This window comes from Streptomyces sp. NBC_01381 (assembly GCF_026340305.1).
Classification (GTDB): domain Bacteria; phylum Actinomycetota; class Actinomycetes; order Streptomycetales; family Streptomycetaceae; genus Streptomyces.
The window spans coordinates 3708292-3730644 of the sequence record NZ_JAPEPI010000001.1; the positions used below are offsets into that span (position 1 = coordinate 3708292).

General features: G+C 70.9%; 20 protein-coding genes, 1 tRNA gene and 1 pseudogene. 16 read left to right on the plus strand and 6 right to left on the minus strand.

From position 1 onward, the window contains the following. Nucleotides 1-11: 11 nt before the first annotated feature. From OG453_RS17280 to OG453_RS17290, 3 genes are all read left to right on the plus strand, one after another. Nucleotides 12-1598 (plus strand): APC family permease, encoded by a 1587-nt coding sequence (locus OG453_RS17280; RefSeq protein WP_266868779.1) that lies wholly within the window; start codon nt 12-14, stop codon nt 1596-1598. Between the two features lie 136 nt (nt 1599-1734). After that, complete coding sequence (locus OG453_RS17285) at nt 1735-2403, plus strand: molybdopterin-dependent oxidoreductase (protein WP_266869907.1); 669 nt, start codon at nt 1735-1737, stop codon at nt 2401-2403. Beyond that, nucleotides 2372-2983, plus strand: coding sequence for a cytochrome b/b6 domain-containing protein (locus OG453_RS17290; RefSeq protein WP_266868780.1), 612 nt, complete (start codon nt 2372-2374; stop codon nt 2981-2983). The genes OG453_RS17285 and OG453_RS17290 overlap by 32 nt, the downstream gene beginning before the upstream one ends. 323 nt (nt 2984-3306) lie before the next feature. On the opposite strand, the gene OG453_RS17295 is transcribed toward OG453_RS17290, so the two are convergent. Both OG453_RS17295 and OG453_RS17300 read right to left on the minus strand, forming a co-directional pair. Continuing rightward, nucleotides 3307-4713 (minus strand): gluconate:H+ symporter, encoded by a 1407-nt coding sequence (locus tag OG453_RS17295; RefSeq protein ID WP_266868782.1) that lies wholly within the window; start codon nt 4711-4713, stop codon nt 3307-3309. 89 nt (nt 4714-4802) lie between these two features. After that, a complete protein-coding gene (locus tag OG453_RS17300; protein ID WP_266868783.1) occupies nt 4803-5312 on the minus strand; it encodes a gluconokinase in 510 nt (169 codons plus the stop codon). A gap of 190 nt (nt 5313-5502) precedes the next feature. On the opposite strand from OG453_RS17300, the gene OG453_RS17305 reads away from it, so the two are divergent. The 8 genes and pseudogenes from OG453_RS17305 to OG453_RS17340 all read left to right on the plus strand — a co-directional run bounded on the left by OG453_RS17305 (nt 5503) and on the right by OG453_RS17340 (nt 13445). After that, nucleotides 5503-6204 carry a FadR/GntR family transcriptional regulator gene (locus OG453_RS17305; RefSeq protein WP_266868784.1) on the plus strand — a complete coding sequence of 234 codons (702 nt, stop codon included), beginning with the start codon at nt 5503-5505 and terminating at the stop codon, nt 6202-6204. A 117-nt stretch (nt 6205-6321) separates the two neighbouring features. Then, nucleotides 6322-6732: a YchJ family protein gene (locus OG453_RS17310; RefSeq protein ID WP_266868785.1), complete on the plus strand. Its 411-nt coding sequence runs from the start codon at nt 6322-6324 to the stop codon at nt 6730-6732. Nucleotides 6733-7189: 457 nt separating this feature from the next. Further along, on the plus strand, nt 7190-10075 hold the full coding sequence (locus tag OG453_RS17315; RefSeq protein ID WP_266868786.1) for a peroxidase family protein: 2886 nt from the start codon (nt 7190-7192) through the stop codon (nt 10073-10075). After that, complete coding sequence (locus OG453_RS17320; RefSeq protein ID WP_266868787.1) at nt 10062-11459, plus strand: hypothetical protein; 1398 nt, start codon at nt 10062-10064, stop codon at nt 11457-11459. Before OG453_RS17315 ends, OG453_RS17320 begins: the two co-directional genes overlap by 14 nt. 291 nt (nt 11460-11750) lie before the next feature. Next, entirely contained in the window at nt 11751-12077 is a 327-nt protein-coding gene (locus OG453_RS17325; protein ID WP_266868788.1) for a hypothetical protein, read from the plus strand. A gap of 328 nt (nt 12078-12405) precedes the next feature. Further along, nucleotides 12406-12711, plus strand: coding sequence for a roadblock/LC7 domain-containing protein (locus OG453_RS17330; RefSeq protein ID WP_266868790.1), 306 nt, complete (start codon nt 12406-12408; stop codon nt 12709-12711). Beyond that, nucleotides 12708-12941 (plus strand): annotated as a pseudogene (locus tag OG453_RS17335) (DUF742 domain-containing protein); the annotation flags it as partial. The gene OG453_RS17330 and the pseudogene OG453_RS17335, both read left to right, overlap by 4 nt. 9 nt (nt 12942-12950) lie before the next feature. Further along, nucleotides 12951-13445, plus strand: coding sequence for an ATP/GTP-binding protein (locus OG453_RS17340; protein WP_266869908.1), 495 nt, complete (start codon nt 12951-12953; stop codon nt 13443-13445). 124 nt (nt 13446-13569) lie between these two features. Here the strand turns inward: OG453_RS17340 and OG453_RS17345 are convergent. Then, nucleotides 13570-13654: transfer RNA gene (locus OG453_RS17345), tRNA-Leu, on the minus strand. 238 nt (nt 13655-13892) lie between these two features. Here OG453_RS17345 and OG453_RS17350 point away from each other — a divergent pair. The 3 genes from OG453_RS17350 (at nt 13893) to OG453_RS17360 (ending at nt 16487) form a co-directional block, all read left to right on the plus strand. Next, nucleotides 13893-15191 (plus strand): M20/M25/M40 family metallo-hydrolase, encoded by a 1299-nt coding sequence (locus OG453_RS17350; protein ID WP_266869909.1) that lies wholly within the window; start codon nt 13893-13895, stop codon nt 15189-15191. Between the two features lie 184 nt (nt 15192-15375). Then, nucleotides 15376-15609, plus strand: a complete 234-nt coding sequence (chpH, locus tag OG453_RS17355) for a chaplin ChpH (protein WP_266868791.1) — start codon at nt 15376-15378, stop codon at nt 15607-15609. Nucleotides 15610-15749: 140 nt separating this feature from the next. Next, nucleotides 15750-16487, plus strand: a complete 738-nt coding sequence (locus tag OG453_RS17360; protein ID WP_266868792.1) for a chaplin — start codon at nt 15750-15752, stop codon at nt 16485-16487. 105 nt (nt 16488-16592) lie between these two features. On the opposite strand, the gene OG453_RS17365 is transcribed toward OG453_RS17360, so the two are convergent. Beyond that, nucleotides 16593-16781 carry a DUF5703 family protein gene (locus tag OG453_RS17365; protein WP_266868793.1) on the minus strand — a complete coding sequence of 63 codons (189 nt, stop codon included), beginning with the start codon at nt 16779-16781 and terminating at the stop codon, nt 16593-16595. Nucleotides 16782-16828: 47 nt separating this feature from the next. Here OG453_RS17365 and OG453_RS17370 point away from each other — a divergent pair, with 47 nt between their 5' ends. Continuing rightward, a complete protein-coding gene (locus OG453_RS17370) occupies nt 16829-17626 on the plus strand; it encodes a hypothetical protein (RefSeq protein ID WP_266868794.1) in 798 nt (265 codons plus the stop codon). 179 nt (nt 17627-17805) lie between these two features. On the opposite strand, the gene OG453_RS17375 is transcribed toward OG453_RS17370, so the two are convergent. Together OG453_RS17375 and OG453_RS17380 are read right to left on the minus strand one after the other, a co-directional pair. Further along, nucleotides 17806-19926: a helix-hairpin-helix domain-containing protein gene (locus OG453_RS17375; RefSeq protein WP_266869910.1), complete on the minus strand. Its 2121-nt coding sequence runs from the start codon at nt 19924-19926 to the stop codon at nt 17806-17808. Between the two features lie 149 nt (nt 19927-20075). After that, nucleotides 20076-21056 carry an aldo/keto reductase gene (locus OG453_RS17380; protein WP_266868795.1) on the minus strand — a complete coding sequence of 327 codons (981 nt, stop codon included), beginning with the start codon at nt 21054-21056 and terminating at the stop codon, nt 20076-20078. A 164-nt stretch (nt 21057-21220) separates the two neighbouring features. On the opposite strand from OG453_RS17380, the gene OG453_RS17385 reads away from it, so the two are divergent. Then, complete coding sequence (locus OG453_RS17385; protein WP_266868796.1) at nt 21221-22270, plus strand: LLM class F420-dependent oxidoreductase; 1050 nt, start codon at nt 21221-21223, stop codon at nt 22268-22270. Nucleotides 22271-22353: the final 83 nt, after the last annotated feature.

Below are 22353 nucleotides of genomic sequence, written 5' to 3' on the forward strand. Positions count from 1 at the left end.
ACCACCGCGCCATGGCGACGGGAAGTTCGAGCAGTACGAGCGGCAGCAGAGCCGCCGGCGCACCCGCCACGAGCGCCGCCACCGACAGCGGGATCAGCACTTACGTGGGCGAGGAGCGGGCCCTGCGCGCGGGCCGCCTCGGCACCGCGGGACTGCTGCTCTCCGTGCTCGCCGCGACAGGCCCCCTGATGGTCGTCGCCGGTGTCATGCCCACGACGTACGGCGTGATGGGCGTCGTCGGACAGCCGCTGCTCTTCCTCATTCTCGGCGTGGTCCTCGGTCTCTTCAGCTTCGGGTACGCCGAGATGAGCCGTCACGTGCACAACGCGGGCGCCTTCTACGCGTACATATCGCGCGGCCTCGGCGGCACCGCGGGCGCCGGCGCCTCGCTGGTCGCGCTCGTCGCGTACAGCGCGCTGCAGGCGGGCCTCTACGGCCTCCTCGGCTTCGAGGTCTCCGGGCTGCTCAACACGTACTTCGAGGTCGAAGTCGCCTGGTGGATACCGGCACTTGTCACCGTCGCCGTCGTCGGCGTGCTCGCCTGGCTGAAGATCGACCTGAACGCGCGGGTCCTCGGCGTGCTGCTCCTGGTCGAGGTGGCGCTCGTCGTCATCTTCGACATCGCGGCCATCGCCGACCCGGCCAAGGAAGGCCTGTCCCTGCACGCCTTCAACCCCGACACCCTGACGGGCGCGGGCCTCGGCACCGCCCTGTGCTTCTGCATCGCGGCCTTCCTCGGCTTCGAACAGGCGCCGGTGTACGCCGAGGAGACCAGCCGTCCGCAGGTCGTCGTCGCCCGCGTGATGTTCTTCGCGGTGGGCTTCGTCGCGGTCTTCTTCGCGATCAGCTCCTGGGCGCTCACGGTGGCGGCGGGCCCGTCCGGCATCGTCTCCGCCGCACAGGAACAGAGCGCGGGGCTGCTCTTCGGGCTCACCGAGTCCCGGCTCGGCTCCACCTTCACCGACGTACTCCATGTCCTGTTCGTCACGGGCATGTTCGCCGCGCTCCTCTCCTTCCACAACGTGGTCGCGCGGTACGCCTTCGCCATGGGCCGCGAGGGACTGCTGCCCGCCGCTTTCGGGAAGACCAACACCTCCACCGGCGCCCCCGGCACCGGCTCCCTGCTCCAGACGGTCGTCTCCGTCCTGATCGTGGTGCCCTTCGCTGTGACCGACGACGGCCCGTTCGGCGACCCCACCGCGCCGGTCCTGCACCTGTTCACCTGGCTCGGCAACATCGGCGCCCTGGGCGTCATCCTCCTCATGGCCACGGCGTCCGTCGCGGTTATCGTCTTCTTCGTGCGCCGCGGCGCCGCCCGCGCCCAGGCCTGGCGCATCACCGCGTCCGCGCTCGCCGCGATCGGCCTGCTCGTCATCGCCGGCTACACGGTCAAGGACTTCGACGTCCTGGTCGGCGCGGGCCCCGGCTCGACGCTCAGCTGGGTGCTGCCCGGCATCATCCTGCTGGCCGCCCTGATCGGCGTGGTCTACGGCGCGGTCCTGCGCTCCACCAGGCCGGACGCGCACGCCAGGATCGGCCTGGGCAACGAGGCGTTCCAGCTGGAGAAGGCGGCGCGTCCGGATATGACGGAACGCTGACGGACACCCGTGGCCCCTGTACCCCGGGGGCCGCGGGTGCTCGAATCGAAGGGTGACAACTCCCCATCCGCACCAGCCCGAAGAAGACCTACGCGAGCGCGGCGGCGCACCGGTCGGCCGCCGTCTTGTCCTCGGGATGCTCGGCCTGGGCGTCGCGGGCGTGGCCGCCGCGCCGCCCCTCCAGCGGGGCCTGGAGTCCTTCCTGGGCGCCGCCTCCGACAAGGACCCCACCGGCCTGACGGACCTGCTCCCCAACGGCGGCGGCTTCCGCTACTACTCGGTGGCCTCGTCCGTCCCGCACCGCGACGCGTCGTCGTACCGCCTGAAGATCGACGGCCTGGTGGACAGGCCGACAACGCACTCGCTCGCGGACCTGCGCGCCCTCCCGCAGACCCGCCTGGTCCGCGACGTCCAGTGCGTTACGGGCTGGCGGGTGCCGAGCACCCCCTTCGAGGGCGTACGGCTCTCCCGGCTCCTGGACGCGGCGGGCGTGCGCCCCACGGCCCGCGCCGTGCGCTTCACCTGCTTCGACGGGACGTACAGCGAGAGCCTGACGTTGCGGCAGGCGCGGCGGGCGGATGTGCTGGTGGCCCTGCGCATGCAGGACAAGGACCTGGGCCACAGCCACGGCGGCCCGGTCCGCCTCTATGTCGCCCCCATGTACTTCTACAAGTCGGCGAAGTGGCTCTCCGGGATCGAGCTCACCGACGAGGTGGTGCCGGGGTACTGGGAGCGCCGGGGTTACGACGTGGACGCCTGGGTGGGTGATTCGAATGGCCGTGACGACGAGCCGACGGCGGTCTGAGGTCGCGCGGTTCAGCCCTGCGCAACGGTGGGCGCATCGACTGACGGCGCTCTTGATGGGCGTCTGCGTGGCGACGGCGGCCTGCCTCTACCTCCCGTTCCTCGCCGAACTGGTCGGCCGCCGGGCCCTGGTGGTGACCCTCCACACATGGTCGGGCCTGCTGCTTCCGGCCCCCTTCCTGGCGGGCCTGGCCTCCCGCGCCTTCCGCGGCGACCTGCGGCTCCTGAACCGCTTCGGCGCGCACGACAAGGTCTGGCTCCGGTCCGCCCTGCGCCGCAGGGCCGCGCCGCGCCCCGCGGGCAAGTTCAACGCGGGGCAGAAGCTGTACGCCGGCTGGATCGGCGGGGCGGTCCTGGTGATGCTGGGCACGGGCCTGCTGATGTGGTTCACGCATGTCGCCCCGCTGGCCTGGCGGACGGGAAGCACGTTCGTCCACGACTGGCTGGCCCTGGCGATGGGGGTGGTGCTTGCCGGGCACGTGGGGATGGCACTGGGGGACCCGGAGGCGAGGCGGGGAATGCGGACCGGGTCGGTGGACCCGGAGTGGGCGCAACGGGAACACCCACTGTGGCGCAGGTAGCCACCGCCCCGCTCCGCGGCGGATCTTTCCCGCCCACCCACCCGATTGCCCGGCAGCGGCCCCAGCCCGCCGACGCGCCGTCGTCGGCCGCGCCGCCGTACCGCCGCTTCGCGGCGAGTTTCCCGCCCACCCGCCCGATACCCGGCACTTGCCCGCCCACCCATCGGTAGGTCTTCGAGCCCGGCCGCAGGTATTTCAGCCCGTCCGGCGTTTGAGGACGAACTCGCCGGAGGCGGTGATCTGCGGCCACCTCGCGGCCGGCGGAGCCGGAAGTGATTCGGGTAGGGGCGGGGTTGGGGAAAAGAACCCCGCCCTGACCCCGGCTAAAGCACCAGCGAAAGCAGCAGCACGAACCCACCCGCGACCACGGAGATGATCGTCTCCATGACCGACCAGGTCTTGATCGTCTGCCCCACGTCAAGCCCGAAGTACTCCTTCACCAGCCAGAACCCCGCATCGTTCACATGCGAGAAGAACAGCGACCCCGCACCGATCGCCAGCACCAGCAACGCCGTGTGCGAGTCGGACATGTCCGCCGCCAGCGGAGCCACAAGCCCCGCCGCGGAGATCGTGGCCACCGTCGCCGACCCCGTGGCGAGCCGGATCACCACAGCGATCAGCCACGCCAGCAACAGCGCCGGAATCGACCAGTCCTTGGAGATGTCAAGGACCATCTGACCGACACCCGAGTCGATCAGCGTCTGCTTGAAGCCACCACCCGCACCGACGATCATCAGCACACCGGCGATCGGCGCGAGCGACTTCTCGACTGTCGTCGAGAGACGGTCCTTGGTGAAGCCGGCCGCCCGGCCCAGCGTGAACATGCCCACGATGACCGCGGTGAGCAGCGCGATCAGCGGCGACCCGATGACGTCGAAGACGCGCTGCACGGTGTGCTCGGGGTTGTCGACGATGATGTCGACCAGCGCCTTGGCCAGCATCATGACCACCGGAAGAAGGATGGTCGCGACGGAGGCGCCGAAGCTGGGGCGCTTGTCCAGGTTGTCCGAGGTGCGCTCGGGGATCATGCGGTCGGGCACCGGGACGTCGACCCAGCGGGCGGCGTACTTCGAGAAGACCGGACCCGCGATGATCACCGTCGGGATGGCGACCAGAACGCCGAGCGCCAGCGTGATCCCCAGGTTCGCGCCCACCGCGTCGATCGCGACGAGCGGACCGGGGTGCGGTGGAATGAGGCCGTGCATCACGGACAGGCCGGCGAGGGCCGGGATGCCGATCCGCATCAGGGAGTAGTTGCCGCGCTTGGCGACCATCAGGACGACCGGGATCAGCAGCACGATGCCGACCTCGAAGAAGAGCGGAAGGCCGATCACCGAGGCGATGAGGACCATCGCCCAGGGCATCGAGCGCCCGCCGGAACGCCCCGCCTTGGCCAGGATCGTGTCGACGATCTGGTCCGCGCCGCCGGAGTCCGCGAGCAGCTTGCCGAGGATCGCGCCGAGGGCGATCAGGACACCCACGCCCGCGACCGTGGTACCGAGCCCCGTCGTGAAGCTGACGATCGCCTTGTCGAGCGGAGCACCCGCGAAGGCGCCGAGGGCGAGCGACCCGATGGTCAGGGCCAGGAACGCGTGCAGCTTGAACTTCGTGATGAGCAGGACGATGACGGCGATGCCCGCGAGGACGGCGATTCCCAGCTGGGCATGGCCAGCGGAGGTGATCGGCTCGAGGGGGTCCGCTGCCAGCATCTCAACGCTGAGACCGGTCACGGTGTCTTCCTTGTACGTCAGGGGGAGGGGACGGGGGTGCGGGGGGTGTGAGGGGGGTTTCCGCCGGCGGAGCCACCCGCCGGGCGGGTCTACTTGTCGAGGGCGAGCAGGGCCTCGTACGCCCGCTCGCTGATCTCTTGGGGAGTGCCGGTGACATCGACGGCGACGCCCGCCTCGTCCGCGCCGAGCGGCTGGAGCGTGGCGAACTGCGAGTCGAGGAGGGCCGTCGGCATGAAGTGGCCCTGCCGGTGGGACATCCGGTCCTCGATGAGATCGCGGGTGCCGGTGAGGTGGACGAAGACGAGGCCGGGGGCCTCGGCCCGCAGCCGGTCGCGATAGCTCCGCTTGAGCGCCGAGCTGCTGACCACACCGCCGCGTCCGGCGCGGCCGTGCGCCCAGGCGCCGATGGCGTCGAGCCAGGGCCAGCGGTCGTCGTCGGTCAGCGGGGTCCCGGCCGACATCTTGGCGATGTTCGCCGGGGGGTGGAAGTCGTCGCCTTCGGCGTAGGGAACGCCGAGCCGATCTGCGAGCAGGGGGCCGATCGTGGTCTTGCCGGTTCCTGCCACGCCCATCACTACGACGACGTGTGGGGTGCTCATCGCTGTCCTGCCTCGCTGTCCTCATCGACATCTTCGACGTCATCGACATCGGTCGTGCACGGACCGCCGGTCGGGGGAGAGCCGACGGTCCGTTCACGTCACTGAAACCCATTAGGTCTGACGAATTCAAGAGTCTGTGACGCAAAAGTCTGACTTTTTGTTCCCGAGGGTCCCCACATACCCTGACGTCATGACCGAACCTGCCCGTGGGCTGCACGCTCGTGTACTGGAAAGCCTCGGGCCCGCCATCACCGGCGGTGAGTACCCGCCGGGCAGTGTGTTGCGCACGGATGAACTGGCGCAGCGCTTCGAGGTGTCACGTTCCGTCATCAGGGAAGCCGTGCGGGTGCTCGAATCCATGCACCTCGTCGAGTCCCGCCGCCGGGTGGGCGTGACCGTACGGCCCACCGAGGAGTGGAACGTCTACGACCCGCAGGTCATCCGGTGGCGGCTCGCGGGCGCCGACCGGCCGCGCCAGCTGCGCTCCCTCACGGTCCTGCGCTCGGCGGTCGAACCGGTCGCCGCGGGGCTCGCCGCCGAGCACGCCACGCCCGAGCAGTGCGCCGCCCTCACGGAGTGTGCGCTCGGCATGGTCGCCACCTCGCGGGGTCAGCAGCTGGAGGGCTACCTCTTCCACGACATCAACTTCCACCGCATTGTTCTGAACGCGTCGGGCAACGAGATGTTCGCCCGGCTCGGCGATGTCGTCGCCGAGGTCCTCGCGGGCCGTACGCATCACCAGGTGATGTTCGAGGACCCGGATCCGGCTGCCGTCACGTTGCACGTGCGGGTCGCCGAGGCGGTGCGGGAGGGGGACGCGGCCCGTGCGGAGGCGCTGACGCGGGAGATCGCGGTGGGTGCGCTGCACGAGCTGGACATTCTTGCCCCGTAGCGGCTCTTCCCCTGCGGGCGGGTCGTCTGTATCTGCGGGTGCGTGGTGGCTGGTCGCGCAGTTCCCCGCGCCCCTGAAGGGGCGCCCCCTCCGCGCCATTTCCGGCCGTCGGGGACAATGAGCCGCATGTCCCGACGCCCCACCCGCCCCAAGACCTGCCCCTGCGGGCACCCCGAGCCGTACGAGTCGTGCTGCGGACGGCTGCACCGGGGCGAGGCGAAGGCCGCCGTGCCCGAGGAGCTGATGCGCTCCCGCTACAGCGCCTTCGTGAAGCGGGACGAGGCGTACCTCCTGCGTACCTGGCACCCGAGGACCCGGCCGCCCCGCGTCGAGTTCGATCCGGGCATGCGCTGGGTGGGCCTGGAGATCCTGGCGACCGCCGAAGGCACGGCGTTCCACAGCACGGGCACGGTCGAGTTCCGGGCCCGGTACACCGACGGGGGTCGCCAGGACGCGCTGCACGAGCGCAGCAGGTTCGAGCGGGTCCACGGGGCCTGGGTGTACGTCGACGGCGACTTCATCGAGTAGCGGGGGGCGCGCGGCGACCCGTACGGGACCGGCCATCAGCGCCCTCTCGCTCTTGGGGCTGCTGGGAGTGGAGGCCCCAGAGGGACTCGCGGACGATCACACGCGCCACGCCACAGGCCCGCCACGGCCCGCCGACGGGCCCAAATACCGCCGCCCGCCTGCCTGTTCGAGCTGCGACGCAGGCCCCACACATAGGCGAGATCCCGCGCTGCGGCCGTCCGGTGCCGCCACTAGCGTCCTAGGCCCTGTCGTCGGACTCCCGCCTGCCCCGCGACGCCTGGCACGTACTCTCGCCGCACCAGGCGAAAGCCCGAGTACGCCCAGTACGAGGGCTTCCGCCCGGCACGCCGATAGCACGCACCAGACGCCGTGAGGCCCGCCCTTCAGGCGGACGGCGGGAGTCCGACGACAGGGCCTAGCCCCCGTCCCGTACGCCTGCGTGCGAAGGAAGCGCCTGATGGCCGACACCGGACAGTACGAGCAGAGTTACGAGCGTTACGTGGGCGGCAGCCCCGAGGCGGAGCGGCGGCTTTTCGAGCGCCTGGCACACGAACTGATGAAGGTTCAGGTCAAGAACCGGCGGGCGGGCGGCGCCGGTTCGCTCGCCCGCACCCAGCACGCGAAGTCCGCACTCGGCGTGGAGAACGCCCGCCTCTCCTTCCGCGACGATCTGCCCGATGCGCTGCGCACCGGGTTCGCCCGGCCCGGCGCCGAGTACCCGGCGACCGTGCGGCTCTCCAACGCGAGCGGCATCCGGCAGGGCGACGGGGTGGCCGATCTGCGCGGCGTCGCCGTGCGGGTGACGGTGTCGGCCGAGGAGAGCCACGACCTGCTCGCCACCAACTACCCGGTGTCGCACGCCCGTGACGCCCGCGAGTTCGTCGCCTTCGCCAAGGCCATGGCGGGCGCGACGAGCCCGCTGAAGAAGGCCCTGGGCCTGTTCGTGAAGCTTCCGCTCGCCGTCGGTCTCTCCGCCGCGACGCGGATGCGCCGCAACATCCAGGCCGCCACCCGCCACAAGGTCGACAGCCTTGCCAGGGAGACCTATTGGAGCCGCGGCGCGATCCTGTGGGGTGACGCGGGCCCGGTCCGCTATCTGCTGCGCCCCGTCGTGGGCAGCGCCCCCGAGCCCAGGCCCGAGCGCCGCGACCCCCGCTTCCTGCACCGCGAACTCGCCCACCGCCTCGTCACGTCGGACGTCGCCTTCGAACTGTGCGTACAGCGCTACGTCGACGAGCGGCGCACGCCCGTCGAGGACGGCTCCGTGGACTGGAAGGACGCCATCACCCCCGCGGTGCCCATCGGGCGCCTCACCGTGCCACGCCAGGACATCAGCACCGCCGAGGCGCAGGCCGCGGCCGGGCGCGTCGAAGAGCTCGCCTTCAACCCCTGGTACACCACCGACGAGTTCCGCCCCCTGGGCAACCTCAACCGCGCCCGCAAGGCCGCGTACGAAGCAAGCGCCGCCCACCGCCAGGGGCTGCGCTTCACCACCCAGGAGCCGCTGCGCAACAAGGTGCTCGGCATCCCGGTCGGCGGCTTCTTCCGCGCGCTCAACCGCTATGTCCCCTGGCACCGGCTGCCGTTGGAGCCGAGCCTGCTGAACCTGGTCTTCCTGCGCAAGGTGCTCAGGCGCCTCAACCTCATCGACACCGACGTGCACGAGGCGCCCCCGAAGGCCGTTCCCGTGCCCGCGCCCGTAGACGAGCGGCTGCGCACGGCCCGGTCCTACGACGGCACGTACAACGATCTCTCCGCGCCGTCCATGGGAGCCGTCGGCGCGGCCTTCGGACGCAACCTGAAGCCGGACTACCGGCCCGACCTCTTCGACACCCCGAACCCGGTCACCGTCAGCCGCGAACTCCTGCAGCGCGACACCTTCGTACCGGCGACCACGCTCAACATCCTGGCCGCCGCCTGGATCCAGTTCCAGGTCCACGACTGGGTCAACCACCGCCGCTACCCGGCCGGCGGCAAGACCGTCGAAGTCCCGCTGCCGCCCGGCAGCACCTGGCACAACACCCCCGGCGGACCCCCCGAGAACGTGATGCGCTTCGCCGAGAACGAAGGCAGCCCCCTACCTGGCCTACCCGGCGACCGTCCCCCGGTCCTCTTCGCCAACACCGCATCGCACTGGTGGGACGGCTCCGAGGTGTACGGCGCCGACGAGCGCACCGCCAGGTTCCTGCGCGCCCCGGACGGCGGCGCCGACCTGCGCCTGGAGGACGGGCATCTGCCCATCGGCCAGAACGGCGTCCCGCTCACCGGCTTCAACGACAGTTGGTGGCTCGGCCTCAGCGCGATGCACACCCTCTTCGCCCGCGAGCACAACGCGGTCTGCGCGGCGCTGCGCAGCGAGTACCCGGCGATGAGCGAGGACAGCGTCTACCACACGGCACGCCTGGTCGTCTCCGCCCTCATCGCCAAGATCCACACGGTGGAGTGGACCCCGGCGATCCTCGCCACCAAGGCCATCGACCTCGGCCTGCACACCAACTGGGAGGGCCCGCCCGACAATTGGCTCAACAAGCTGGGCCTGTGGCTCCTGGAGTCCCACTCGCTGACCGGCATCCCCAAGACCCTGCCGGACCACCACGCGGCGCCGTACTCCCTCACCGAGGACTTCGTCACCGTCTACCGGATGCATCCGCTGATCCCCGACGACTACGTGATGCGCGAGCACCACTTCGGGCAGCGCCTGGAGAGCCTCGGCTTCAACGACATCCAGGGCGCCGCCGCCGAGGCCGCCATCCGCAAGACGGGCCTGGCCGACACCCTCTACTCCTTCGGCATCGCCCACCCCGGCGCGATCACCCTGAACAACTTCCCGCGCGCGCTGCAGCGCTTCGAGCGCGACGGGGAGATCATCGACCTGTCCGTCGTCGACCTCGTGCGCACCCGCAGGCGGGGCGTGCCGCGCTACAACGACTTCCGCGCGGGCCTGCACAAGCCGCGGATCAGCCGCTTCGAGGACCTGACCCAGGACCCCGAGACCCTCGCGCGCCTCAAGGACGTCTACGACTCGGTCGACGAGATCGACACTGTGGTCGGCCTGTTCGCCGAGAACCCGCCGACCGGCTTCGGCTTCAGCGACACCGCCTTCCGCATCTTCATCCTGATGGCCACGCGCCGCCTGCAGAGCGACCGCTTCCTGACCGTCGACTACCGCCCCGAGATCTACACGCCGCTCGGCATGGACTGGGTCGAGAAGGGCGGCATGAAATCCGTCATCCTGCGGCACGCCCCGGACCTCGCGGGGCTGCTGCCGCGCGACGCGAGCGCGTTCGCGCCGTGGCGGCAGGTGCAGCCGATGCGGGACGGCGGCAGCGATGCCGCGGGATGACGGCGGGGACGGGCCCCGGGCGGACGGGCACCACCCGGGGCTCGACGACCTCTTCGTACGCCCCCTCCTGGAGACGGTCTGGCGCCGCCGCACCCACCGGGTGAGCCGCGGCGCCAACGTCCCCGCGGGGTCGATGAGTCACGTGTCCGAGCAGGCCCCGCAGCCGCTCACCGAACTGGAGGAGGCGGTCCTGATCGCCCTGACCGGCTGCACCGGTCTGACGATGCCGGACCGCCCCTTCGACGACCCCCGCAACGGCAAACCGATCATGGCGAAGCCGAACCTGACGATGGCGGGGCGCACGGCAGGCAGCCCCGACAACGCGCAGGGCACGCACTTCTTCCTGATCAACGACACGGGGACGTACTACCTGCGCAAGCTGGACCCGGCGCCCGGGGAACCCTTCGACGCGCTGACCCTGACCGACCGCGCACGGCAGTCCAAGGTCCAGGTCCTCGACCACCGTCTCGACGTCGCCGAGGGCCTGCGGGACTTCCCCGCCTACCTGGACTCGAACCGCTTCCTGTCCAACCTTCCCGGTACGACGCTGCTGTTCCCGGTGGTGGACCTCTCCCACCAGTACATCAACGCCCTGATGTACCTGCTCACGCAGCCGGACGGCGCCCGCCCCACCCTGGTCGACGACCGCAACTTCTACCGCCCGGCGGGCGTGAAGAAGTGGATCCGCAACGGCTTCCTGAACGAGAAGCTGAAACTGCCCCTGGGTGCGCTCGGCCCCCTGCGCACCCAGATCGAGGCGGACCTGCTCCTCCAGAACCTCATGCTGGTGGCCGACGCGATGGGCCTCGGCGCCTGGATCCACGCCTCCATCAACCCCCAAATAGCCCTGGGCGACCCGAAGTTCAGCCGCGCCTACGGCAAGATGCTGGGCTTCACCTTCGTCACCCCGCGCTGGCGCATCGCCGACCTGTGGCGCTGGCACATCCCTCTTCCCAAGTACGCCAACGTCCGCTCGCACCCGGTGGGCCTCAAGGCACCGAATGGCGAGCAGCTGATCTCCGCCATGTGCCCGCCCGCGTTCGCGTCGATGTCCGACGCGGTGGATGCCGTCATCCGCGAGAAGTTCGGCCCCGGCGGCGTCTACGGCGACAAGGACGTCTTCTCCCGCATCTACCGCGAGGACTACGGCCGGCGCTACCTGGCGGAGGCGAGCGAGTACGAGGACCGGGTCGTCGAATGCGCCCGCGACATCTGCGCGTACATCCTGCGCACCCACCGCCGCTTCCCCGCGCACACGGACGCGATCCACGTCCCCGGCGTCTGGCTGCAGGCGCACCACGTGGAGCGGCCCTACTACGAGAAGTACTTCACGAACGGCCTGACGGACGCGCATCGCCGGCACGGGGAGCTGTGGGACGACTAGCCCTCATACCGTCCAACTCACCCTCCCTTGGCCGAAGATCACCCACGGCCCTCGGTCAGTAACCCACAGGGTTGATCGATACCACTGCCTACCCGATAAGCTCCGTGCCGGCACCCCGAGTTGACCCGATTTGCGGTCTGTCGCGTCCCGCGGCGCTGTCGCTCTGTCGCACGGGGGATCACGCAAAGGCGTGGCAGTGGCGGCTCGACCGGCAGCAGGCCCTCATGGCCCGCTTGGCGGACGACTTCCTGCCCAAGGCCTTCGAGGGCCTGCGAGGCGATCGACGACGTCATGCCGCTCGCGCCCGATCGAGAGACCGAGATCACACCGGAGTTCAGGCTCGAACTCCGCAAGGTCCTGCGAACCGCCCTGATCGCGGTCGAGGAAGAGTTCAACCGCAGCACCTCCGCCGAGCAGGTCGTCATCAGCATCGGAAGCCGGATCCACGTACTGACCGGAAAGATCCGTGGCCGTCTGCACGAGATGCAGGGCGAGCACGGCAGGACCCCGGCCGTCGCCCAGGGCCTGATGGAGCTCGACCAGGCGATCGGCCCCGCCGACTGTCTGGCCGCCAGCATCGGCGTGCTCGGCGGCACGGACCGTCCTGGACGTCAGTGACAGGAGTCGTACTTCAGCCCGCTACCCGCCGTCTCGGTGACGGGACCGACTGAAGCCCAGATGAAGCCCCAGCCGCCCGCCGGTCAGGACGAGCCCGTCGCTGTACTCGCCCAGCCGGGAGAGACCGATGTCGAGGACGCCGCGGATGTCACGCCGGGCGGCCTGCCCAGGCGCAGGAGAAGGCGCACCGATTCCCCGAGAGGGGCCGAAAGCAGGTCAGAAGCCACGACGGCCACTCCCGCGCAGCCCGTAGCGCCACCGGACGCGGCCTTCGCCACCGCTGGACGAGAGACCGACGAGCCCCGCACCGAAGAGAGCGACTAGCCACATGACGCAACACGAAACCGACGTGAGCTGGGCGCTCCGCGATCTGACCGAGAGCATCCAGGAGATCCGCTTCGCCCTGGTCGCGTCGAGCGACGGCAAGGCCATCACGTCGTACGGAGCCGACGACCCGGACGACGTGGACGGCGGGCATCTGTTCGTGGTGCGGGCCGGAGTGGAGACGTACCTCGGCGTCCTCGCCAAGGAAGGGCTCGATCAAGGGCTGCTCGGTCACCAGATGAGGGACCTGTCCCGCAGGATGGGTGAGCTCCTCGGCACCACTCCGCGCCAGGAGGAGCAGTCTGGATGAGCGGCCCTCACCGGTCCGGCCCCCCACGGCCCACGGAACCGCCCGGTCTCGAGCGCTACTACGTGCTCACCGGCGGTCGCAGTGGTCCCGGCGGGCCGGCCGCCGGTCTCGACGTGGCGACCCTCATCATCTCTCGCTCCGCCCCCTCCCTCGCCCACGGCATGCAGCACGAGCACAAAGAGATCGTCCGCCGGTGCCGGGATCCACTGTCGGTGGCCGAACTGGGCGCCCATCTCGGACTGGAGTTCAAAGGCTTTGACCGTCCGGACCAGCCGACGACAGATGGCTCACAACTGCCCGCCGAGAGCCGCTCGGTCAAAGTGATGATCGCCGGGGGCTTCGGCACCGGCAAGACCACCATGGTCCGCTCCGTGAGCGACATCAAACCGCTCACCACCGAGGAGACCCTGACCCAGGCGAGCATCGACGTCGGCCACCTCATCGGCGTCGCGGACAAGACCGAGACCACGGTCAGCCTGGACTTCGGACGGATCGGACTCGACGAACAGCTGGTGCTCTACCTGTTCGGCACGCCGGGCCAGGAGCGCTTCCGGTTCCTGTGGAACGGCCTGTTCAAGGGGGCGCTCGGCGCGGCCGTCCTGGTGGACACGCGGCGCCTCGCGTCCAGCTTCCGGGCGATCGAGGAGATGGAGCGGCAGGGCGTGCCGTTCGTCATCGCCCTGATCCGCCATCTCAAGGAGCGGTCCGCCGCCATCCTGGAGGCCGCTCGATGAAGTCCCCGCTCCCGGACGTCGATGCTGTGGGGTGTGGGTCGCGCTCCAGACTGGTGGGGCCCAGGGAGCATGACGCGAAGAGCGGGCCAGGAGATCCTGGCCCGCTCTTCGCGGTGTAACTCTGTGTCCGAGGGGGGACTTGAACCCCCACGCCCGATAAAGGGCACTAGCACCTCAAGCTAGCGCGTCTGCCATTCCGCCACCCGGACCAGGTGGTGTCTGTCGCGGTTTCCCGCGGCGACGTGGAAAACCATAGCAAACATTCGGGGCCCTCTGATCACACAGGTCACGCGCGTGAACGGCGTATGTCGGCCGGTGCCCGGCCTTGGGTGTCAGGGGGTGGGCGCGGGAGGATGAAGGGGACCACCAGGAGCGATAGCGGGAGGAACCAGCGTGAGCGAGTCGAGCAGGGCCGACAGGGCAGGCAAGACGGACCGGTCGCAGCCCGTGACCGGCGAGGACGAGGTCGTCGATCTCTGCCGCGATCTCATCCGCATCGACACCAGCAACTACGGCGACCACTCCGGCCCCGGCGAGCGCAAGGCGGCCGAGTACGTCGCGGAGAAGCTCGCCGAGGTGGGTCTGGAGCCGCATATCTTCGAATCGCACCCCGGACGGGCCTCCACGGTGGCGCGCATCGAGGGCGAGGACCGCTCCCGGCCCGCGCTGCTCATCCACGGCCACACCGATGTCGTACCGGCGAACGCCCAGGACTGGACGCACCACCCCTTCTCCGGGGAGATCGCGGACGGCTGTGTCTGGGGCCGTGGCGCCGTCGACATGAAGGACATGGACGCGATGACCCTCGCGGTCGTGCGCGACCGCATGCGCAGCGGCCGCAAGCCCCCGCGCGACATCGTGCTGTCGTTCATGGCCGACGAGGAGGCCGGCGGCACGTACGGCGCCCGGTACCTGGTCGACAACCACCGGGAGCTCTTCGACGGCGTCACGGAGGCGATCAGCGAGGTCGGCGGCTTCTCCTTCACCGTCAACGAGCAGCTGCGGCTCTACCTCGTCGAGACGGCCCAGAAGGGCATGCACTGGATGAAGCTGACCGTGGACGGCACCGCGGGCCACGGTTCGATGATCCACAAGGACAACGCCATCACCGAACTGTCCGAGGCGGTCGGGCGGTTGGGGCGGCACAAGTTCCCGGTGCGGGTCACCAAGACGCTGCGGCACTTCCTCGACGAGCTCGGCGACGCCCTCGGCACCGAGCTCGACCCCGAGAACATGGACGAGACGCTCGCCAAGCTCGGCGGCATCGCCAAGCTCATCGGCGCCTCGCTGCAGAACACCGCCAACCCGACCCAGCTGGGCGCGGGCTACAAGGTCAACGTCATTCCGGGGCAGGCGACAGCGCATGTCGACGGGCGCTTCCTGCCGGGGTACGAGGAGGAGTTCCTCGCCGACCTGGACCGGATTCTCGGCCCGAACGTGAAGCGCGAGGACGTGCACGCGGACAAGGCCCTGGAGACCACCTTCGACGGCGCGCTCGTCGACGCCATGCAGACGGCGCTGCAGGCCGAGGACCCCATCGCCCGCGCCGTCCCGTACATGCTCTCCGCGGGCACGGACGCCAAGTCCTTCGACGACCTCGGCATCCGCGGCTTCGGCTTCGCGCCGCTGAAGCTGCCGCCGGAACTGGACTTCGCCGGCATGTTCCACGGCGTGGATGAGCGAGTGCCCGTGGACGGCTTGAAGTTCGGCGTGCGCGTGCTCGACCGGTTCATCGACGCGTCCTGAAAGCCGGTCCGCGCGCCCCCGATTGACCGTATTGTGCGCTGAAACGACACATCGGTAATCGTCAGCGCGTACGCACCGGACTGAAAAGAGTGAAAGCGACCATAAGCTCGTAGCCTCATTAGTTCCTCCTCGTTACAGGTGGTGCGGTCCGCGGCTGGGATCGCATTGCCAACAAGGAGGAATAATGATCAAGAAGGTCGTCGCTGCTGCGGCTGCCACTGGTGGTCTGGTGCTCGCGGGTGCGGGCATGGCCGTCGCCGACGCCGGTGCCCAGGGTGCCGCCGTGAAGTCTCCCGGTGTGCTTTCGGGCAATGTCGTTCAGGCCCCGGTGCACGTTCCGGTGAACGTCTGTGGCAACACGGTCTCCGTGATCGGGCTGCTGAACCCCGCCTTCGGCAACACCTGCGTCAACAAGTGACGTTGCTGTGCCTCACCCCATGAGGGTCTGAGTCGGTCGGCCCCGGAGTGCGTGCCATGCGCTCCGGGGCCTTCGGGCATTCCGCGCACGTACCCCAAGGCGCGTGCGCATTCCAGAAGGTCATAAGGCAGGTAGAACCTATGCGACAGGTCACTCGAAAAGGCCTGATCACAGTGGCGGCCGCGACCGGCGTACTCGCCATCGGCGGTGGCTACGCGCAGGCCGACTCGGGCGCCGCCGGAAGCAGTTCGGATTCGCCGGGGGTACTCTCCGGCAATTCCGTGCAGCTCCCCGTGGACATTCCGGTCAACGTGTGCGGCAACAGCGTCAATGTGGTCGGCGTACTCAATCCCGCGGCGGGCAACAGCTGCGCCAACACCTCGGACAGGGGCGACAGCGGTGCGCGGCCCTCGGGTGGCGGCGCGCAGGCCGAGGCGCACACCAGTGACTCGCCGGGCGTCGGCTCCGGCAACAGCGTCCAGGTGCCGGTCGACGTGCCCGTGAACGTCTGCGGCAACAGCGTCACCATCGGCGGTCTCGGCAACGCGACCACCGGCAACGAGTGCGCCAACGACTCGGGCGAAGCGGCCCCGCCGGGCGGCGAGAAGCCGCCGACGGAGCCGCCGGGCAAGCCTCAGCCGCCCGAGAAGCCGCAGGAACCGGGCGACCCGGAGGACCCCGGTACGCCGGGGGAGAAGCCGCCGGGCGACCGGACCGAGCCGAACCGGCCGGGTACGCAGCTCGTCACCCCGCCCAAGGGCTCCGACCAGCTCGCTCAGACCGGCAGCTCGCTGCCGGTGGGTGTGGCGCTGCCGGTGGGCGCGGGCATGCTGCTCGCGGGGACGGTGCTGTACCGCAGGGCGCGGTCCGCGGCCTGATCGCGGGCGCCGGGCGCCGGGCGTCAGCGCGGAACGGAGTGGGCCCCGCCTCGGCGGGGCCCACTCCGTTCCGTACGTATCAAGTCACTCTGTGTCCGTCTCGCGTTACCAAGTGGCCCGCAGCTGGCGGATGATCCGCCGCTTCAGCCGCACCCTGCGGCTGCCGTCCGAGTGCAGGCTCAGGCGGTCCAACTCCCAGTGTCCGTACTCCGCGTGGTCTGTCAGCAGACGCGTGGTTTCCTTGCGGGTGAGCCCGCGTGGCACATACACGTCGACAAATTCGTATTCCGGCATCGCATCTATTGTGCAAGTACAGCCCCGGTACGGATAGCGTCTGCACTATGTCTGATGCTGCGCAGCCCACCGCTGCCGAGGTACGTGCCGCCGCCGAGGCGGTCAAGACCGCGCTCGACCGCCACCTTGCCGCGGTCGAACGCAGGTCGGGGGAGGACGACCCGGCCGTCTACGAAGCGTTCAATGAGCTGGCCGCCGCGGCCGAGACCTATGACGAGCTGCTCTACGACCGCTACGACGAGGTCACGCCCTTCGAGATCCCCGGCGCGGACGGCGACGTGCCGCCGTACCAGGGGCCCGAGGAGCCGAACGCGCTCAGCGTGCTGATCCGCAGGGACTACACCGTGGCGGAGCCGCATCGGCTGCTCGCCCAGGCCCAGCGGGTCGCGGATCTCGACGCGGACACGGTGGCGGGCGAGAGTCCGGCCGCCGTGGCGGCCGGCAGCAGCGTGCACGCCGCGCTCGGCGTGCTCTTCGGCGAGTTCGAACCGGACGAAATCGCCTCCCGGCACAAGGAGTTCGGCCTGGAGGAGGGCGACTCCACGCTCTGGGTGACCGCCCTCGACGAGCCCGCCGAGCCGGGGGAATGGCTCGAGCTCCCCTTCGACCAGGCGGACCCGCACCGGATCGTCTGCCGCTTCGACGTCAGCACCGTCTTCGACGACGAACTGGACGACGAGGACCTCGACGCGGAGGTCGCGGCGGCGGCCGCGCTGGCGCTGGAGGCGGTGGAGGAGCTGGACGAGGCCGATGACCTCGACGATGCGGACGATGCGGGCGGGGCGGACGCGGTCGACGTCGTCGACGTGGACGACGACCGCAGTCCGCTGGACGCCGATCGCTGATTTCCGCGGGCCCGGGGGCCTGGGGGCGGTGCGGTGCCGTCCGCTGCTGTGGGCAGGCGTTCCGCAGGGCGGAACGGGTGGGCACAGCGCCAATCGCCGGGTGAGCGATTGACCAGGCGGTCAGGCCAAGGTGGAGGCCGGGGAGCCGGGGTTTCCCCCGCCTCCCCGGCCGCCCGCGGTCAGGTGGTGGACGGGATCTGGGGGCGCAGGAGGGGCTGCAGGCGGGTGGTGCGGTCCTTCGGGAGGACTTCCGCCACCGCCCGCGGCAGCGCCTGTTCCGCGCCCTGGACCACCGACAGGTGGCGCTCTCCGCGGCTGAACGCGGTGTAGACCCAGGCCCGGGTCAGCGCGGCCGTCGCGTCACCCGGCAGCACCACGACCACCGCGGGCCACGTCAGACCCACCGCCTGGTGCGCGGTCAGCGCCCAGGCGTGGCGGACCGTCTGCTCCACCCGCTCCTTCGGTACGACGACGGGCGCGCCGTCACACTCCAGGTGCAGCCCCTCCGCGTCGGCCCGGACCACCCGGCCCAGAGTCGTGCGGCCCGGCGCCGGGACGTGGGCGACGCGGTCGCCCGGGTCGAAGCCGCCGAACCGGCCGGGGCCGGGGTTCAGCCGCTCCTTGAGCGCCGCGTTCAACGCGCGCGTACCCGCCGCCCCGCCGTGCCCGGGGGTGACGACCTGGGTGTCCTGCGGGGGCACCCCGATCGCCCGCGGCACCGAGTCGGCCACGAGCTGCACCGTGCGGTGCACCGCCTCGCCCGCGTCCCGCACGGGGACGATCACGACCTCCTTGCCCGGCGCGTCGACCTGGTTCAGCTCGCCGATGCCGACACCGGAGACCAGCTCCCCGATGGGGCCCGGATCCGGCGTGCGGGAGACGACCTGCGGGCAGCAGCGCGCCGTGACGAGGTCCGCGAAGACCCGTCCGGGGCCCGCCGACCACAGCACCCCCGGGTCACCGCTGAGCACCAGACGGGCGCCGTCCGGCAGGGACTCCACCAGCATCGCGGCGCTCTCCACGTCCAGCTGCGGCGCGTCCAGGACCACCAGGAGGTCGAGGGCGAGCGCACCGTCCCTGTCCCGCCCCGGCCCCTCCGCCCCGGAGAGCAGCCCCGCCACGGTCACGGCGGCCGCCTCGTCCGAGCCGACGAGCCCGGCAAGGCGCCGGCGCCCCGCGGTGCTGTGCGTGGCGGCGCACACCCGCAGGCCGAGCGCCTCGGCGGCGGCCGCCAGGGCGGCGGGCTCCGCGCGGGCCGTTTCGCCGCCGGTGTGCAGGACAAGCCCGTGCCCGGCGACCTCGCGGATCAGCTCGGCGGTGGAACCGGACGCCTCGCCCGCGGCGGACTCCCAGTCGGCCGCCGACGGTCCCGAACCGTCCTCCTTCGGCAGGGAGTTGATCACCCGGGCGAGCCCGTCGGCGAGGCTCTCCTCGGCCAGTGCGTACTGCTCGAGGCCCACCAGGACGCGGACCGGGCGCTCGGTCTCCTCGCCCTCGCCCTCGTCGTCCGCCGGTGCCGGTGCAGGCGCTCCCGGCGTCTCGATGGCGTCCTGGAAGACGAGGATGTCGCCCTCCGCGATGGCACCCTGGACCGCCGCGTCCGGGTCCGGCACGGCACGCTGCCCGAGCGCGGCGGTGAGCGCCGACGCGTCCAGGGCCGTGTGCCCGGCGACGGCCGCCTGCTCCAGGAGCCATACGGTGATCGCGCGCCCCCTGCGCTCGTCGTCGGGCCCGCACTCCGCGCCGAGCAGCGCCCGCGCGAACCCGTCTGCCTGCTCGGTTCGCACGCCGCCGACCCGGAGCAACTGCCAGGGGTCGTCCCGCAGTTGAGCGTCGGCCCCCTCGCCGAGCGCCGCCGCCGTGCGCGAGGCGAGGGCTGCGGGGCCCCCGCCCTCGGCGAGCACGGCACGGACCGCCTCGATGGCCTCGTCGTCGGGCCCCGCGGCGGCCGCCACGGGCTGCGGCCGACGCACCGGCTGGGGCTCGGGCGCCCTGCGCGGTGCCGGCGCGGGCTCGGTGAAGGCGCTGGCCACCGGTTGCTCGCCGCTCTCCACGGCCCGGACGGCCGCCAGCAGGTCGGCGGCCTTGCCGCTGAGCTTCGCCCCCGCGTCGACGGGTCCGTGCTTGGCGGCCTTGCGCTCCTCGATCCGCTCCCGCAGCTCACGCTGGGCGGCGATCTCGGCTTCGGTCTCGGAGAGTTCCTTGGCTTCGGCGGCGGCTTCGGTGGTGGAAGCGTCCCCCGCGTCGCTCTCGCCCGCACCCTCCTGCGTCTCCGCGTCCGGCACGCTCCGTGCGGCGATCTTGCCCGCGGAGAGCTCCGCTGCCGCGGTGCCCCCCGCGGCAGCAGCATCGCCCTCGGGCGCGTCCGCGTCCGGCACGCTCGGGGTCTCCGGCTCGGTGCCCTCGGGGGTGGCGGTTTCCTCCGCGGCAGCGGTCGGCGGCTCCGTACTCACAGCGTGCTCCAGTCCTGATCGGGGTAGCGGTGCACGGGCGCCGACACATCGTCGAGCGCCTGGCAGATCTCGTCAGGAAGACTAAGGGTCTCCACTGACAAAGCGGCCGTGAGCTGCTGCGCGTTGCGCGCGCCGACGATCGGCGCGGTCACTCCGGGGCGGTCGCGCACCCAGGCGAGGGCGACTTGGAGGGGCGTCGCGGCGAGGCCGTCCGCCGCCGTGGCGACCGCGTCGACGATGCGGCTCGCGGCGTCGTCGAGATACGGCGCGACGAACGGTGCGAGATGTTCGGAGCCGCCGCGCGAGTCGGCGGGAGTGGAGTGCCGGTACTTGCCGGTGAGCACCCCGCGCCCCAGCGGCGACGACGGCAGCAGGCCCACCCCCAGGTCCTGCGCGGCGGGCAGCACTTCGCGCTCGATGCCGCGCTGCAGCAGGGAGTACTCCATCTGCGTACTGGCCAGGCGGGTGCGGGTGCCCGGCGCCGCGAGCTGCCATGTCGCCGCCTTGGCGAGCTGCCAGCCGGAGAAGTTCGAGATGCCCGCATAGCGCGCGCGGCCGCTGCTGACGGCGATGTCCAGGGCCTGGAGCGTCTCGTCGAGCGGTGTGGCGGGGTCGAAGGCGTGCACCTGCCACAGGTCGACGTGGTCCGTGCCGAGCCGGGCGAGCGAAGCGTCGAGCGCGGAGAGCAGATGGCCCCGCGAGCCGTCGAAGCGTCGCTCCGGGTCGGGGACGCTGCCCGCCTTGGTGGCGATGACCAGGTCACGCCGCGGCACGAGCCGTTCTATGAGCCTGCCGAGCAGATACTCGGCCTCCCCGTCGCCGTACACATCCGCCGTGTCGACGAGGCTGCCGCCCGCTTCCCAGAACACCTTCAACAGGTCGGCGGCGTCGCTCTCGTCGGTATGCCCCCAGGTGAGGGTGCCGAGTCCGATCCGGGACACGCGAAGGCCGGTACGGCCGAGATGCCTCTGCTCCATGGGCGCTGAGATTACTGGCCGGGCCCCCGCGGCGGGTGGGGCTGTGGGCAAACCGGCGCCTGTGGACAACTCCGCCACCCGTCCGCCCGCCCCTGACGGCCCTCACCGGCACGCGCTACAGTCCCCGGCACAGGGACGTTACTGCGCAGTAAGGGGATTCGGCCATGCAGCTCGGGATCAACCTCGGCTACTGGGGCGCGGGAATGGACGGCGACAATCTCGCCGTCGCCAAGGAGGCCGACAAGCTCGGCTACGCGGTCTGCTGGGCCGCCGAGGCGTACGGCTCGGACGCCGCGACGGTGCTGTCCTGGGTGGCCGCACAGACCGAACGTATCGACATCGGATCCGCGATCTTCCAGATCCCGGCCCGGCAGCCCGCGATGACCGCCATGACGGCCGCCACGCTCGACTCGCTCTCCGGCGGCCGCTTCCGCCTGGGCCTCGGTGTCTCCGGACCGCAGGTGTCCGAGGGCTGGTACGGCGTCAGGTTCGACAAGCCGCTCGCCCGCACCCGTGAGTACGTCGAGATCGTCCGCAAGGCGATGACGCGCGAGCGTCTCTCCTACGAGGGCGAGCACTGGACGCTGCCGCTGCCGGAAGGCCCCGGCAAGCCCCTCAAGCTCACCGTCCACCCGCAGCGCGAGCACATCCCCCTGTACATCGCGGCGATCGGCCCCAAGAACCTGGAGCAGACCGGCGAGATCGCCGATGGCGCCCTGTTGATCTTCCCTGCGGCCGAGCACCTGGAGGAGACCGCGATCCGCCACCTGCGCGCCGGGCGCGAGAAGGCGGGCAAGACCATGGACGGCTTCGACATCGTCCCGACGCTGCCGCTCGCGGTCGGCGACGACGTGCCCGGCCTCGCCGACATGTTCCGCCCCTACACCGCCCTCTACGTGGGCGGCATGGGCAGCCGCAAGCAGAACTTCTACAACCAGCTCGCCCAGCGCATGGGCTACGAGAAGGAAGCCGCCGCGATCCAGGACAAGTACCTGTCCGGCGACAAGGACGGCGCTGCGGCCGCGGTGCCGCACGAGCTGATCGACTCGACCACGCTGCTCGGCTCAGTGGACCGCATCGCCGAGCGGATGCAGGCCTACGCGGCGGCCGGCGTCACCACCCTCACGCTGTCCCCGGCGGGCTTCACCCTGGAAGAGCGGATCAAGGCCCTGCGCGCGGGCACGGAAGCACTGGAGCGCGCCGGACTGGCGTAAGGGGGAGGGGGAAAGTTTCTGCGGCCGTGGTGGGGGCTCGGGGGGTCTTCCCCGCCACGGCCGTCACGGGGAACAACGCGCCG